The organism is Nonomuraea roseoviolacea subsp. carminata (assembly GCF_024172185.1).
GTDB lineage: Bacteria > Actinomycetota > Actinomycetes > Streptosporangiales > Streptosporangiaceae > Nonomuraea > Nonomuraea roseoviolacea.
In genome coordinates this window covers 5,690,740-5,704,695 of the sequence record NZ_JAMZEC010000001.1, presented here as the reverse complement: position 1 = coordinate 5,704,695, position 13,956 = coordinate 5,690,740, and the positions used below count along the sequence as shown (strand labels likewise).

10 protein-coding genes are annotated in these 13,956 nt (G+C 73.0%); 1 reads left to right on the top strand and 9 read right to left on the bottom strand.

The genetic code is table 11. The features are described from left to right. Positions 1 to 33: 33 nt before the first annotated feature. Both HD595_RS26435 and HD595_RS26430 read right to left on the bottom strand, forming a co-directional pair. On the bottom strand, positions 34 to 987 hold the full coding sequence (locus HD595_RS26435; RefSeq protein WP_253773511.1) for an NAD-dependent epimerase/dehydratase family protein: 954 nt from the start codon (positions 985 to 987) through the stop codon (positions 34 to 36). Continuing rightward, complete coding sequence (locus HD595_RS26430; protein WP_253773509.1) at positions 984 to 2,168, bottom strand: glycosyltransferase; 1,185 nt, start codon at positions 2,166 to 2,168, stop codon at positions 984 to 986. Before HD595_RS26430 ends, HD595_RS26435 begins: the two co-directional genes overlap by 4 nt. A gap of 368 nt (positions 2,169 to 2,536) precedes the next feature. Here HD595_RS26430 and HD595_RS26425 point away from each other — a divergent pair, with 368 nt between their 5' ends. Further along, entirely contained in the window at positions 2,537 to 3,844 is a 1,308-nt protein-coding gene (locus HD595_RS26425; protein WP_253773507.1) for a hypothetical protein, read from the top strand. Here the strand turns inward: HD595_RS26425 and HD595_RS26420 are convergent. The 7 genes from HD595_RS26420 to HD595_RS26390 all read right to left on the bottom strand — a co-directional run bounded on the left by HD595_RS26420 (position 3,817) and on the right by HD595_RS26390 (position 13,876). Continuing rightward, positions 3,817 to 6,021: a hypothetical protein gene (locus HD595_RS26420; protein WP_253773505.1), complete on the bottom strand. Its 2,205-nt coding sequence runs from the start codon at positions 6,019 to 6,021 to the stop codon at positions 3,817 to 3,819. The two genes, HD595_RS26425 and HD595_RS26420, sit on opposite strands and share 28 nt — an antisense overlap. Positions 6,022 to 6,266: 245 nt before the next feature. Next, the gene (locus HD595_RS26415) at positions 6,267 to 7,058 is read right to left on the bottom strand and encodes a formyl transferase (RefSeq protein WP_253773502.1); all 792 of its coding nucleotides are present in this window, start codon (positions 7,056 to 7,058) and stop codon (positions 6,267 to 6,269) included. Further along, a complete protein-coding gene (locus HD595_RS26410; protein ID WP_253773500.1) occupies positions 7,055 to 7,948 on the bottom strand; it encodes a polysaccharide deacetylase family protein in 894 nt (297 codons plus the stop codon). Before HD595_RS26410 ends, HD595_RS26415 begins: the two co-directional genes overlap by 4 nt. Before the next feature lie 68 nt (positions 7,949 to 8,016). Beyond that, positions 8,017 to 9,324, bottom strand: coding sequence for a lipopolysaccharide biosynthesis protein (locus HD595_RS26405; RefSeq protein ID WP_253773498.1), 1,308 nt, complete (start codon positions 9,322 to 9,324; stop codon positions 8,017 to 8,019). After that, positions 9,314 to 10,435 (bottom strand): glycosyltransferase, encoded by a 1,122-nt coding sequence (locus tag HD595_RS26400; RefSeq protein WP_253773496.1) that lies wholly within the window; start codon positions 10,433 to 10,435, stop codon positions 9,314 to 9,316. The genes HD595_RS26405 and HD595_RS26400 overlap by 11 nt, the downstream gene beginning before the upstream one ends. Beyond that, positions 10,432 to 11,523, bottom strand: a complete 1,092-nt coding sequence (locus HD595_RS26395) for a glycosyltransferase (protein WP_253773494.1) — start codon at positions 11,521 to 11,523, stop codon at positions 10,432 to 10,434. Before HD595_RS26395 ends, HD595_RS26400 begins: the two co-directional genes overlap by 4 nt. Positions 11,524 to 11,638: 115 nt before the next feature. Then, positions 11,639 to 13,876 (bottom strand): hypothetical protein, encoded by a 2,238-nt coding sequence (locus HD595_RS26390; RefSeq protein ID WP_253773492.1) that lies wholly within the window; start codon positions 13,874 to 13,876, stop codon positions 11,639 to 11,641. Positions 13,877 to 13,956: the final 80 nt, after the last annotated feature.

The following is a 13,956-nucleotide window of genomic DNA, read 5'->3' as shown; positions in this document are numbered from 1 at the left end:
GAGACGAGTTCACTGGCTGGAGAGGGTGGCGGTTCACGCGGGAACGCCGGGGTTCCGGGTGAGCTCGCTCTGGAACCAGGCGACCGTCATGCGTAGCCCGTCCTTGAGCGCCACGGGGCGCACCCCGGGGATGAGCTCACCGAGCAGGTGCGGGGAAGCCTGCGAGGTGAAGATGTCGCCCGTTCGCGGCGGCAGGAACACCGCCTCGACGGGCCGGTCCAGGACCGAGGCGAGCAGATCCTTCAGCGTCAGCAGCGGGACGCGCGTGCCGAAGGCCAGGTTGACCGGTCGGGTGCTGGTCAGCCGGCGCGCGACCGCCTCGCACAGCACCTCGGTCACCGACCCGACGTAGGTGAAGTCACGGGCCTGGCGCCCGTCGCCGTGGATCGGCACCGGCTCGCCGTTCAGGGCCTTCGAGACGAACGTCGGGACGACTGCCGCGTAGGCGTGGTCGGCGGCCTGCAGCGGGCCGTAGACGTTGAAGAAGCGGAACGGCAGCACCGGCAGGCCGAAGCTGGAGGCGTAGGCCAGCGCGTACGCCTCGGTCGCCAGCTTGCTCACCCCGTACGGGCTGAGCGGCCTGGTCGGCAGGTCCTCGTGCTTGGACGGCTCCGGGGAGTCGCCGTACACGGAGGACGACGAGGCGAGGATCACGTGCGGCCGCGTGGCCCGGCACGCCTCCAGCACCCGGAGCGTCCCCGTCGCGTTGACCTCATGCGTGGCGAGGGGGTCGGCCAGCGAACGGGGCACGGACGGGCGTGCCGCCAGGTGGACGACCGTCGTGACCTCCCGGACCAGGGCGGCCACCAGGTCCGTGTCCAGGATGCTGCCGGGCACGAACCGCGCCTCGACGCCGTCGAGGTTGGCGAGGTCACCGCTGCTCAGATCGTCCAGTACCGTGACGGTCTCGATCTCCGGCCGGGCGGCGAGCGCCCGGCACAGGTTGGCGCCGATGAAGCCGGCGCCGCCGGTCACCAGGACTTTCATGTGTTCCCCCTTCCTGTGGTGACACAGCGGTCCCGGCGGGACTCGCCCAGCGATCGGTAGAGGGCCTCGGTGTCGGCCACCAGGCGGTCCACGTCGAACGTGGCGCTCGTCCAGCGGCGGGCGGCCTCGCCCATCCGGCAGGCCAGCACGGGGTCGGACAGCAGGCGCACGGTGTGCGCGGCCAGCGCCTCGGGATCCGTGGGGGCGAGGAACCCGGTCTCCCCGTCGCGGACGACCTCGGCGACGCTGCCGACCCGCGTGGAGACGACGGGGGTGCCGGCCATCTGCGCCTCGATGAGCGTGAGCGGCGTCCCCTCGTTGTCGGAGGTGAGCATGACCACGTCCGCGGCGGCGTAGACGGTCTCGACGTCCTCGCGCCAGCCCAGCAGATGGAAGGCGTCACGGATCGGCGCGATGCTCGCCTCGAACTGCTCCAGCAGCTCACCGCCGCCGCAGACGACGAAGTGACAGCCGGGTGTCCGGCGCAGCACCTCTCGTGCCGCCTCGGCGAACCGGTCGGGCCGTTTGATCCGGGTGAGCCGGCCGACGAACGCGACCACGGGAGCCCGTGACGGGAGGCCGAGCTCCTGGCGGGCGGCGTCACGGTCGGGCACAGGCCGCGGACGGACGCCCGGCAGGATGACGGTGTACTGCTCCGGGCGGCCGACGCCGGCCTGGAGGAGGTCGTCCCGCACGCGCGCTCCGACAGTGACCAGACGATCGGAGATGGACGCGAGCATCCGCTCCGAAAGAACGTAGAGCGCTCGTTTCTGACCGGAGAAGTAGCCGTGCAGCAGATGCCCGTGGAAACCGTGGACTGTGGCGGCGCCGACTCCGGCGAGCTTGGCGGCCACCCGGCCCAGCGCGCCGGCCTTGGCCGTCTGGGTGTGCACGACGTGCGGCCGGAAGTCCCGCATGGCGGAGACGAGCGCGAACAGGGCGCGGACGTCGTCGGCAGGCTTGATGGAACGCCCGAGACCCCTGATGCGGTGCACCCGCATGCCCGGGGATCTCAACGCGAGATGGTCGCCCTCGCCCCCGTCGACATGCCCGGTGTACAGGCGGTGGACGAAGTGCTCCGGGTCCAGCCGTTCGGAGACTCCGCACACCAGTGTGGCCGGGCCGCCCACGTTCATCCGGGCGATGATCTCCATGACGCGAATCCGATTGTCCGGCTTCATGCGGCTCCTAGGTCACGTGCCTGGTTCACCCCGCGAAGCTAGCTGCGGTATCGGTCAGTTCGGTTTATGGCGTCGCGGTCAGTGGCGAAATGTTTTCTCGCTCCCTACCCGAGCATGATCGTGCGGGTGGGGAGGCTTACCGTTCCGAGGATTTTCGGCGATTACCCGGACAAGAGGAGCGGCAGGAAATCGGCCTTACCGAAAGAAGTCTGCAAAGCCGGGTAATCAGCCTGCCATTGCCCCCTCAGCGGAGAGATACAGCGAGGCCGCCGGCGCTAGCGTCGTCGTCGCCGGCCCGCCCGCCGGCGGTTCGGATCGGCGGCTGGGCACCGAAGCGCGGCGCCCAGGTGGACGGAAAGTCGCTCTCCATGGAATACGTCATCATCGCCGCCGCGGCCGTGGCGGTCATCGTGCTGGTCAATACGCAGGTGGACGCCCCGACGGCCCGGCGCGTGCTGCCCGTCGTCCTCGTCGCGTTCGCGGCTCGGCTCGTCGTCCACGTGGCGGTGATGCGCAGCGGTGTCCTTGACTACGGGGGCGACAACCTGGCCTACGAGGCGCGCGCGGCGCAGATCGTCGAGCTGTGGAAGCTGGACGGTTTCGCGTTCGTGACGGCCGACGACCGGCCGTACCTCGGCTCCGCCGCCGTGCCGTGCAACGTCTTCGCCCTGGTCATGTACCTGTGCGGCGGCCCCGCGCCGCTGGCCTGCACGGCCGTCGTGGCACTGCTGGCATGCGCGCTGTGCGTCGTGGTCTACCGGATCGCCAGGCTCGTCGGCGCCGACGAGCGGGCGGCGTTCCGGCTGCTGGTGGTGACCGCGTTCATGCCGGCGTTCGTGCTGCACACCTCCGACACCTTCAAGGACGGGTTCAACGCGTTCCTCGTGGTCGCCTGCGTCGGCATCGCGGTGTCCGTCGCGCGCCGGTTCCGCGTGGCGGTGCTGCTGCAGGCGGTGCCGCTGCTGTGGTGCCTGTGGCATGTCCGCCCGTACATGGTCTTCGTCTCCGTGGTCCCGCTCGTCTGCGGTGTGATCGCGTCGCGGTCGAGGTTCTCCGTGAACAAGCTGGTCGCCTTCAGCGGGCTGCTGGTCGTCGGCATCCTGTTCGCGGGCGGCGTGTACGACGACACGCCGCTGGAGGTGGCCGAGCGGCAACTCGACCGGGGTCAGTCGGAGGCCGTCATCCGCGCCAACGCCGAGAGCGGCTCGGGCGTGGTCTTCGACGACGGCGGCAACCGGTGGGACGACCTCGGAACCAAGATCGTCTACACGGTCCTGTCGCCCTTCCCGTGGGCCGCCGGCAGTCTCAGCATGCAGCTGGGGAAGATCGACGTGCTCATCTGGTACGTCATGCTCGGCGCGGCCGTGCGGGGCGGATGCCGGATGTGGCGCGAGGACCGCAGGACGCTGCTCGTCTTCCTGCTCTTCATCGTGCCGAGCACGGTCGCGTACGCGACGACCATGGCCAACGTCGGGCTGATCTTCCGCCAGCGCATGCCCATCGTCATGGTCACCAGCCTGCTGGCCGCGGTCGCCTGGACGCGGACCGGCCGCGAGGAGCCGACGCGCCCACGGCCCAGACACGGACGCCCCGGCCTTCTTCCCGCGGGCGCCCGTCCTGGACCGGCGGGCGCCCGCGCCGCGAGCGCTCAGCCCCCGGACGTCCCCGGTTCGTAGACGGCGAAGTCCCCGCTGCGGAAGCGCAGCCGCGCGACGTCACCGAGGCCGGAGCTCACGCCGGGAAGCCGTTCGTCCACCAGGAGCCAGCGCACGCCGTAGGCGTCGCGTAGCCGCCGCATCGCGCCCTCGGACGGCGCACGGAAGACCGCCTGGTTGGCGGCGAACCGGTCCCGGTCCCAGAACGGCTGGTGCTCTTCCAGGCGGCCGGGCTGCCAACTGTCGGCGTTGCGCACCGTGAACGCCCAGCCTTCCACCAGCATGTGCCGTTCGGTCAGCCCCGACAGCCAGAACTGGCGGGAGTCGCAGGGATGCTCGAACCCCCAGCGGCAGTGCACGTTCGTGGCCACCACGTCGTCAGGGGCCGAGTGGTCGCGCAGCCAGCGGGCGGCGGTCAGAGCGCCGGGCGGGGCGGTCGGCGCCGGTTCCGCCGCGGCGGCCGGCGACGCGCCGTGGCCGGACAGGAACGAGACGACGCGCGCGTGGTGCGCGGCCGGCAGCCCGACGGCGGCCAGCGCCACGATCATGAGGGCCCAGCCACGCCGCCCCGCCCGTGTGACGACGACCGCGAGCGCGCCGAGCGCGGCGACGACCAGCAGCGCGAGGTACGGCAGGTACAGGTCGGTGCCGGGCCGGCCCGGTTCCAGGGGCGCCCGGACGCGGCACAGGAACGGGATCCCGTACGCGCAGGCCAGTCCGGCTCCGATCGCGCCCAGCGCCATCGCGCGCGACACTCGTGCGCGCCGCAGGGCCACCAGCGCCCCGAAGACCGCGATGATCGCCGGGAACGGGTACGACCCCCACAGGAAGTAGACCTGGCTCCTCCCGGGATGGTCGAAGACGATCATCGCCCCCAGGCCGGCCGCGCCGATGGCCAGCATGAGGACCACGTCGGGACGCAGGAACAGCGCGGGCCGACGGAACAGCCCGAGGACCGGGCTCCATGTGACGGCCCAGGCCAGCAGGTACACCGCCGCGACGCCGGCCCACGACGCGGCCGAGGGCACGGCGTCCACCGGCGCACCGGTCAGGTCCTGCCACATGGTGCGCATGGAGGAGAACGGCGCGACCAGCAACCCCTGGCGCCGCGCCCCGAACAGCACGATCTGCGCGAAGCCCAGGCATGCCGCCGTCATCAGCAGCGCCGTGACCACGGGCCAGGACGGCCGCCGTCGCCGCGCCACCTCGACCGCCGCCACCGCCGCCAGCCCGACGAGGAGCATCGGCAGGAAGGTCGCCTTGGCACCCATGACCGCGAGGAGGAAGACGCCGAGCAGGAGCCAGGCGCGCGCGTCGTACCGGCGCCGCTGGAGGAGATCGGTCACGAGGAGGACCACGGGCAGGAACAGCAGGGCCGCGAAGCCGAACGTGGGACTCCCCCACGCGGCGTCGTGGACACCGCCCCAGGTGAACGAGCCGAGAGAACCCAGATAGAGGCGAGGAGGGCCGATGAGGAGCGAGGCCCCGACGGCCACCGCGGCGCCCTTCCACGAGCCCGTCACCCGGCGCGCCAGCGACGCGACCAGGACGACGAAGGCCGCCAGCACGGGCAGCATGCCCAGCCGGAGGAGCAGCACCAGCGGCTCCACCCCGGTGATCCAGCTCGCCGCCGCCCAGTCCGCGTACACGAACCAGTGGTAGAACAGCGGCTCGCCGGCGACGATCGGGCTCGTCGGCGGCATGTGGTGCTTCAGCTCGCCGATCAGGCCGAGGTGGAATGCCGCGTCGTCCGAGTGCCGCACGAGGTCGGGCCACGTGAGGGGGCTGACGGCGTAGAGGCTCTGGGCGGTCCTGGCCACCAGGTAGCAGATGACGAGCGCCGGCGCCCACGGCCACCATGCCGGCGCCGCCGGGCGGGCGCCCCGGCTCCTCCAGTGCCGACGGAGCGCGGGCACCGCGAGGAAGAGGACATAGGTGGCCGCCGGCCATGCCAGGACGAGCAGCGGCACGCCCGCCGCCCGGGCCGCGACGTAGGCGCCGACCTCCACGGCGAGGCCCAGCGCCGTGCCGAGCGCGACCTCCTCGGCCAGGGTGCGGCTGTCGTCGTAGAGGGCGCGCAGGAGCAGCACACCGGGGACGGCCACACAAGCCACGACGTACGCGCCGTAGACGCCGATGTCCCTGAAGGAGACGCCGTAGTGGTGGAGCACCAGCACGGTGAACGCGGTCGTGAGCACCGCGGGCGCCCAGGCGGAGAGCCGCCTTGTCCGGCTTCTCGGGGCCGGTGGTCCGCCACGGTCTCCGGGCGGGACGAGTCGCCGGTCTCCCGGCGCTCCGGGCGCGTGTTCTTGACGAGTTGTGGCCATGAGGGGAGTGTGGCCACGGCGACGATCACATCGAGGTCAGCCGCTCGGCGCTGGGCAGAGTCCTTGCTTTTCCCTGATGGGGCCATGAGCCGGCCGACCGGCCGGTCGCGTCCGGCTCACCGGGCCGCCGGCTGCCTGCCCGCGCGCCGTAGCCGGCGCATCTCCCGCTGGAAGTACCGGTATTCCAGCGGGGTCGGGGAATACCATTGCCTGCTTTCCAGGTCGGTGCGCCGGTAGGGCCGGGCGCGGCCGTCCAGCACCGCCCGCACCGCGTCGGCCATCGCCTCGAGAGCGCCGAGATACTGTTTGACGGGAAGTGTCCGGTAGGTGTCGGTGAACGGGTCCACGTCGACGCGCCGCTGCTCGATGATCTCGCCGGTGTCCACGCCGGGATCGAGCAGGTGGATCGTCGTGCCCACGAGGTCGGGCCGCCCCTCGTACACCGCCCAGAATCCACCGTGGACGCCCCGGTAGCGGGGCGTGATCCCCACGTGGATGTTGACGAAGGCCGGCGCCCGCTCCAGGATCCGCCGGGCGATGATGCCCGTGCCCGACACCACGACGGCACCCGGCCGCAGGTCGTCGAGCAGGTCCGCGACCTGGTCGGTGTTCACCGAGTCGACGTCCAGCACGTCGAGCCGCCCGTCCGGGGGGCGGACGTCGTGCCCGTCGAGCAGGGCCGCGATCCGGGCGCGCGACCTCGGTCTGATCACCAGGCGGTCGTAGCCGAGAAAGGCCATCTGCCCGGCGACGGCGACCGGACCCAGCCGGCGCAGGCGGTACCGGAGCATCTTGCCCTGACGCGGCGCCTCGAAGATCACCTGTGCGATGTCGAAGCGCTCGGCCAGATGGTTGATCAGCAGGTACGACGGTTGGCCGCGGGTGGCCATGACGACGATCGGGCTCATGGCCGCACCGCCGTCTCCCGGCCTGAGACCTGTGCCGTGCGCAGGATCAGCTCGGCGGCCTGGACCATGGTCATGACCTGGATCTCGCCCCGGTCACGGCGGGCGGCGATCTCCCCCAGGATCCCCTCCATCGCTCCGAACATCAGCTCACCGTCGAGGTTGAAGGGATGGAACCACAGGTGGTAGACCTCGCCGCGGCGGGCGGCCCGGTCGAGCCCCAGGCGGGCCTGCCTGATCCGTGAGGCGGCCGGGATGAGCCGGCGCAGCCCGTTGCTCCCGACGAGGAACTGCGAGGCGGGCAGGTTCACCAGCCGCTCCCCCACCCGCAGCGTCCTGGGGTCGTAGGTCGTGGCGGGGGTGCCCAGGGCGCGGTCGAGGAGGTGCAGCGGGCCCAGCCGGTTGCCGTACCAGTTCCGTTCCACGCCTCGGTAGGCGATGATCCCCGCCTCGGGAAGCGTGTCGACATAGGCCACCTGGTTGCGCGGGTGGACGATGGAGCGCACGGGGACGCCGAGCCGCTCGCCGAGCCGGGCGGCGGCCTCCAGCTCGCGCACCCACACCTCGCGGGTGGTGGCGGGGTCCTGGGTGTACACGTGGGAGAAGGTGTGCGTCCCGATCTCGTGGTCGACGCAGGCACCCGTGATCCAGTCGAGCAGATAGGGCGCGTAATACCATTTCTCGGGAGTGCGGATCTCGCCGTTCTCCGAAGGCGCGAGCAACCGCCCCACGATGGCCCATGTCGCCGGGACCTGATATTCGTCCAGCAGGGCGAGCAGCCGTTTCGTCGTGCTCGGCTCCTCGTCCAGGGCTTTCGCGTATTTCGGCAGGTCGACGTCGTCCGTTCCCCACGCCAGCTCGGTGTCAATGGACAGAATGCATATTCCCGGCATGCGGCCGAGATTAGCAAGCGCCTTTTAGCCGCCAAATGAGCGACAGGCGCATTTGGCGGAGGTTTTGGTCAAGACACCGCCACTTTCTTCAGCGGCAGGCATGCGACCATCGCCCGCACGTCGGCCACGCGTGGCACGAACGCGCTCAGTGGCATTCCCGTCGCGCGGCTGAAGCGAAGCGCCTGGACGGCGGCGAGGGCCGTGTAGGTGAGCGTGGACGCCATCGCCGCGCCCACCGCGCCCCATCGGGGAATGGTCACGAGATTGAGCAGGACGTTCGCCGTCAGGGCCCCGGCCGAGACGACCGTCATCGCCAGCGGGTGCGCCACCCGGACGAGGTGCTGCTCCAGCGGCCGGACCATCATGAGAGCTGCCGTTCCCGGCGCCAGCACCAGCAGCGGGGCCACACTGCCGGCGAAGGACTCGCCGTAGACCAGAGGGATCAGCACGGGCGCGACCAGCGCGAGCCCGGCGACGCAGGCGAACGAGACGAGCAGGATGAGCCTCAGCGCGCGGGCCGTGACGTGCTTCGCGTCCTCCACGCCGCAGGCCGCCTGCTGGGGCAGCACCACCTGGGTGATGGTCTCGCACGGGATCCGCGTGAGCCCGAGGATGGTGACCGCGACGGTGTAGACGCCGGCCGCGGCGGGTGCGTCCAACGCCCCCAGCAGCGGCACGTCGACGGTGATGAGCAGGTTGAAGGCCACCCACCCCAGGTGGTAGCGCGAGGACAGACGGAGCTGGCGCCGGGCGAGCGAGCTGTCCGGCCGGAGGGTGAACGGCCGCACCCCGGCGGGCACGAGGACCGCACAGGGCAGCGCGATCGAGACCGCCCAGCAGGCGAGCACGCTGCCGACGGTCAGCCGGCCCGTGACCGCGAGCGCCAGGACCGCCAGGCACCAGACCGCCGCCGCCAGGAGCGAAGCGCGGTTCACCGCGTCCATCCGCGCCCGCAGCGTGAGGATCCCGTTCAGGTTGACCGCCGCCGCGCCGAACGGGATCGCGGACAGGGCCAGGGCCCACAGCGCCCATCCCCCGGGCGCACCGCCCACCATGACGCACGCCAGCGCGCCCAGCGCCGCCAGCGCCCCCAGGCCGAGGCCGAGGATCAGGCCGTTCGTGGCCAGCGGCCGCTGACGCGAGCGGTCCGACCAGAAGGTGATCTGCGACTTCTCCAGCGACATGTGGCCCACGACGATCGCGGCGGACGCCACCGTGATGACCACCGCGTAGACGCCTCTGCCCTCCGGCTGGAGGACCCGCGCGATGATCACGCCGGTCACCGTCTCCATGGCGAGCCGGACCGCGCGGGTGGCCAGCGTGCGGAAGGCGACCGCGGCCGAGGAGGCGCCCCGCACCAGGGTCCTAACGGCCATCGCGCGCCTTCAGCAGCCGGTGGTACAGCGTCAGGTGCTCGTCACGCAGCACGCGCGGGTCGAGGTGCTCGCGTGCCCAGAGCCGCGCCTCGGCCGCCGTCCGCCGAGCCAGCTCGGGATCGTCCAGCAGCCGGGCGACGCCGTCGGCGAGGGCCGCCGGGTCGGCCGGGGGGACCAGGACGCCCCGGCCCTCGAGGAGCTCCGGGTTGCCGCCGACCGCGGTGGCCACCACCGGCCGGCCGGCCGCCATCGCCTCCATGACCGCGTTGCTGAGCCCCTCGGTCGTCGAGGGCAGCACGACCACGTCCGCGCGGGCGAGCAGTCCCGCGCCGTCCATGCGGAACCCGAGGAAGCGCACGTCCACGCCGAGCATGGCCGCCTGCTTCTCCAGTCGCTCGCGCTCGGGGCCATCGCCGGCGAGGAGGAGCGTGCACGGCCTGCCGCGCCGGGCGAGCAGCGCCTGCGCTTCCAGCAGGGAGCGGTGCCCCTTCTCCGCGCTGAGCCTGGCCACGCAGAGCAGCACGGGCAGGGCGGTGTCGACGGGCGCGGGCTCCGCCGGTGCGAACGCGTCGGCGGACAGGCCGTTGTAGATCACCGAGATCCTCCCCGGCGGCACGCCGATCCCCTCCGTGTCGCGGGCCAGCACCTTCGCGTTGACGACCACGTGATGGGTCATCCGCGCCGTCACCTTCTCCAGCGGCAGGCTCCACGGGTGCGTGAGGTCCAGCCGGACCTCGTTGCGCCGGCCGGCCACCACGACCGGCACCCGGGCGAGCCGGGCCGCCGGAACCCCGATGACGCAGCAGTGGTGGAGGAAGGCGTGCAGGACCTCGGGCCGCAGGATCCTCAGGAGCCTGACCAGGCGGGCGAGGGCGCGCAGGTTCCCGGCCCCGGTACCGCGGCCGAACCCGAGGAGGTGCACGTTCGCCCCCGCCTCGCGGAGCGCGGGCTCGAACGGTCCGCCCCTGGTCAACAACAGGACGTGCACCTCGACGCCCGCCTGACGCAGCTCCCGCGTGAGCAGGATGAGCTGCTTCTGGGTGCCGCCGGGGTTCAGGTCTCCGATGAGGAAGGCGACGCGTCGCGGGCGGAGTGCGCTCGTCCCCGTCATGAGGTACGGACCTCGTCGTAGAGTCCCTCGAACCACTCCGCGGTCCGGCCGATGTCCACCAGGTCGGCGCTGTCGCGCGCGCCCTGGCACAGCCGCGCGTGGACGTCGGGACGCATCGCCCGCAGGATCGCCCCGGCCAACGCGTCCGGGTCCCCAGGGCCGGTCAGGTAGCCGTTCTTGCCGTCCTCCACCAGTTCGGGCACTCCGCCGACCTTCGTGGACACCACCGGGACGCCGGCGGCCAGCGCCTCCATGACCACGACGGGCAGCCCCTCGTACGCGGAGCTGAGGACCAGGAGGTCGGAGGCGGCGATCAGCCGGGCCGCGTCGGGTACGCAGCCGAGGAACCGGACCTGGTCGGAGCCCAGCTCGGCCACACCGCGCGCGATCTGCTGCTCCAGCGGCCCCTGGCCGGCCAGCGCGAACACCGCGCGGGAGTCGCGCCGGACGACCTGGGCCGCCGCCTGGAGGAGCAGGTCATGCTGTTTCTGCGGGCGGAAGTTCGCCACGTGCGCGATCAGGAAGGCCGTCGCGGGAACGTTCCACTCCTGCCGGATCCGCGCGGTCTCCTCGGCCCGGCGACGCTGCTCGGTAACGCTGACGCCGTGGATCCTGGTGGTCAGGCGTCGCGCACCCCGGCTGACGACCGCCCGGGCCACCTGGGCGGAGACGGCCACCGTGTGGGCGTCCAGCCAGCCCGTGGCGCGGTCGACCAGCATCGTCGGGAGCCGGTAGCGGACGTTGTGCACGGTCGAGATCAGCGCGGGGCGGTGCCGGGTCAACCGGGTCGTGACCCGCAGCAGCGCCGCCGGCAGCGGTGAGTGCAGGTGGACGACGTCGGGCCGCAGCCGCCGGACCGCCGTCGCCATGGACAGCAGGCGGAACGGGCGCGGGCCGGAGGTGAACTGCACGACGTCGATCCCCGCGGCGCCGAGCCGCCGCACGGTCTCGTCCGTCGTCCACAGGCACATCACTGTGTAACGGATGTTCTTCTGAGGCGCCGCGAGCAGGCGCTCGACGAGCAACGTCTCCGCCCCGCCGACGTGCAGCACCTTGATCACTTCGCACACATGGGTCATGTCTCTCATCAGCGTCATCATCGCCATCGCCCGGCCCGCGACGACGACGGCGCTCCGGCGGCGGGAAACATTGCGCCCTTGTGACCACGGCCATACCGGGGCCAGGGGCGGCCCCGGCGGCGGTTCAGCGAGCGGTCGGCTCGGCGTCCGCGGTCAGCTCGTAGACGGCGTGGTCGCCGGAGCGGAAGCGCGGCATGGCCGCGGCGTCCAGGCGGACGCCCGCCGGCAGCCGGGTCTCGTCCACGAACAGCCACCGCACGCCGTACCGCTCGCGCAGGACACGGGCCGCCTCGGGCGACGGCCGCAGGAAGACGGCGTCGTTGGCGCGCAGCCGCTCCTGGTCCCAGAACGGGCGGTGCTCCGCCTCCTCCTCGGGGCGGGCCCCGGCCAGCGAGGTCGCCGTGTACGCCCATCCCTCGACCAGCACCCGCCGCTCGCTCAACGCACTGGCCCAGAAGGCGCGGCTGTCGCACGGCGACTCGAAGCCCCACCGGCAGTGCGCGTTGGTGGCGACCAGGTCGTCGGGCGACGAGTGCGCGCGCAGCCATCGCCCGGCCGCGACCGCCCCCCGGGGCGCGTCCGGGCCCACCCGGCGGTGCGCCGTGGCCGGGAGCGGGCCCTTGGCGGCGCCCAGCGCGAGCTGCGCCGTCCATGCCGCCGGCGTCCCCGCCGCGGTGACCAGGCAGAGCAGCAGCGCGAAGGTCGCGGGCCGGCTCTGCCGCAGCGCGCGCAGCGCCAGAGCCGCCGTCACCACCAGGCCGAGCAGCGCCGCGTACGGCAGGTAGAGCACGGCGGCGTCCACGCCGGGCCCGAGCGGCACCCGGACGCCGAGCAGCACGCGGATCGCCACGACGGCGGCCACCCCGGCGCAGGCGGCGCCCACCGCCATGGCCGGCCGCAGCCCCGCCCGCCGGGCCGCGACGGCCAGACCGTGGCAGGCGACCATCGCCAGGTACGGGAAGACGGCCTGCAGGAAGTACCCCTGCGACAGCGAGGGATGGCCGAGCAGGAGCGCGGCGCCCAGCCCGGCCGCGCTCATCCCGAGCGCCAGCACCACGGGCGGACGAACGAGCAGCCGCGGCCGGCACAGCAGCCCCAGCACCCCGCACCAGGCGACGGCCGCGGCGAGCAGGCACAGGAGCGTCGCCCCGAGCGCCGCCGGCCACGCGACGGGCTCCGCGACGTCCGCGCCGGTCAGGTTGCGCCAGGTCACCTCGACCATCGACAGCGGATCGAGGACGAGGCCCTGCCGGGCGCCGCCGTACAGCACCACGTGCGCGAACGCCAGGCACGCCGCCGTCAGCCCGAGCACGGCCGCCGCCCGCCGGGGCGCCCGGAACCGGGTGACCGCCTCGGCGACGGCGACCACCAGCAGGCCGGCGGCGAGGAGCGGCAGGTAGGTGGCCTTGGCCCCCGCCAGCGCCACCAGCAGCACCGTCAGGAGGGCCCACCAGCCCCGGCCGCGCCGCGCCGCCCCGGACAGGTCGAGGAGCAGGAGCATCACGGGGACGAACAGCAGGGCGCCGAACGTCTGGGTCGGGCTGGCCCACGAGTACGGCGGCGTCCAGGTCAGCAGCCCGGCGACCGACCCGGTGTACAGGCCCGGCGCGGCCACGAACACCGTCGCCGCCACCGCGCCGGCCGCCACCCTCCGCGAGCCGGTCAGGCGGCGCCCGACCATCCCGAGCAGCACGACGAACGCCGCCAGCATGGGCAGCACGGCCAGCCGGAAGAGCACCACGGCGGGCTCGATCCCGGTGATCCGGCTGGCGGCGGCGAGGTGCGCGTAGACGAACCAGTGGTAGGCGAGCGGCTCACCGGCGACCGACGGCATCGTGGGCGGCACGTGGTTGCGCAGCTCGCCGGTGAGCGCCAGGTGGAAGGGCATGTCCACGGACGACGACAGGAGCGCCGGCCAGGTGAGCGGCTGGCGGGCGTAGAACCCGGCGGCGACCAGGGCGACGACCGCGATCGTGACGAGCGCGAGGGCCCACGACCACCACAGCGGGACGGGGCGCGCGCCGGGTCCGCGCCGCCAGTGCCGGCGCAGCCGGGGGACGGCCAGGAACAGCGCGTACGTGCCCAGCGGCCACGCCAGGACCAGCAGGGGCAGCCCGAGGGCGCGGGCCGGCAGGTAGGTGAGCACCTCGATCGCGTAGCCGAGGGTCAGGCCGAGCGCCACCTGCTCGGGCAGCGCGTGCGCGCGGCGGTACAGGGCCCGCGCCCACAGCAGGCCGGGCAGCGCCAGAGCCAGCGCGACGTACAGGGCGAACGCGGCCGTGTCCCGGGCGCCGACGCCGTGCAGCCGCAACGCGACCACGGCGCAGGCGAGGACGGCCGCCGCGGGCGACCACCGTGACATCCACGTCAGCGGGCTCGGGACCCCTGGTGGTCTCTCTGCCGGGCGCGGCTCCGGCGGTGTCTCGCCCCGGCGCGGCTCCG

Coding starts and splice junctions, on each gene's coding strand:
- HD595_RS26435 (WP_253773511.1), bottom strand. CDS start 987: ATGAAAGTCCTGGTGACCGGCGGCGCCGGCTTCATCGGCGCCAACCTG.
- HD595_RS26415 (WP_253773502.1), bottom strand. CDS start 7,058: ATGAGCCCGATCGTCGTCATGGCCACCCGCGGCCAACCGTCGTACCTG.
- HD595_RS26430 (WP_253773509.1), bottom strand. CDS start 2,168: ATGAAGCCGGACAATCGGATTCGCGTCATGGAGATCATCGCCCGGATG.
- HD595_RS26405 (WP_253773498.1), bottom strand. CDS start 9,324: ATGGCCGTTAGGACCCTGGTGCGGGGCGCCTCCTCGGCCGCGGTCGCC.
- HD595_RS26390 (WP_253773492.1), bottom strand. CDS start 13,876: ATGTCACGGTGGTCGCCCGCGGCGGCCGTCCTCGCCTGCGCCGTGGTC.
- HD595_RS26395 (WP_253773494.1), bottom strand. CDS start 11,523: ATGAGAGACATGACCCATGTGTGCGAAGTGATCAAGGTGCTGCACGTC.
- HD595_RS26400 (WP_253773496.1), bottom strand. CDS start 10,435: ATGACGGGGACGAGCGCACTCCGCCCGCGACGCGTCGCCTTCCTCATC.
- HD595_RS26410 (WP_253773500.1), bottom strand. CDS start 7,948: ATGCCGGGAATATGCATTCTGTCCATTGACACCGAGCTGGCGTGGGGA.
- HD595_RS26425 (WP_253773507.1), top strand. CDS start 2,537: ATGGAATACGTCATCATCGCCGCCGCGGCCGTGGCGGTCATCGTGCTG.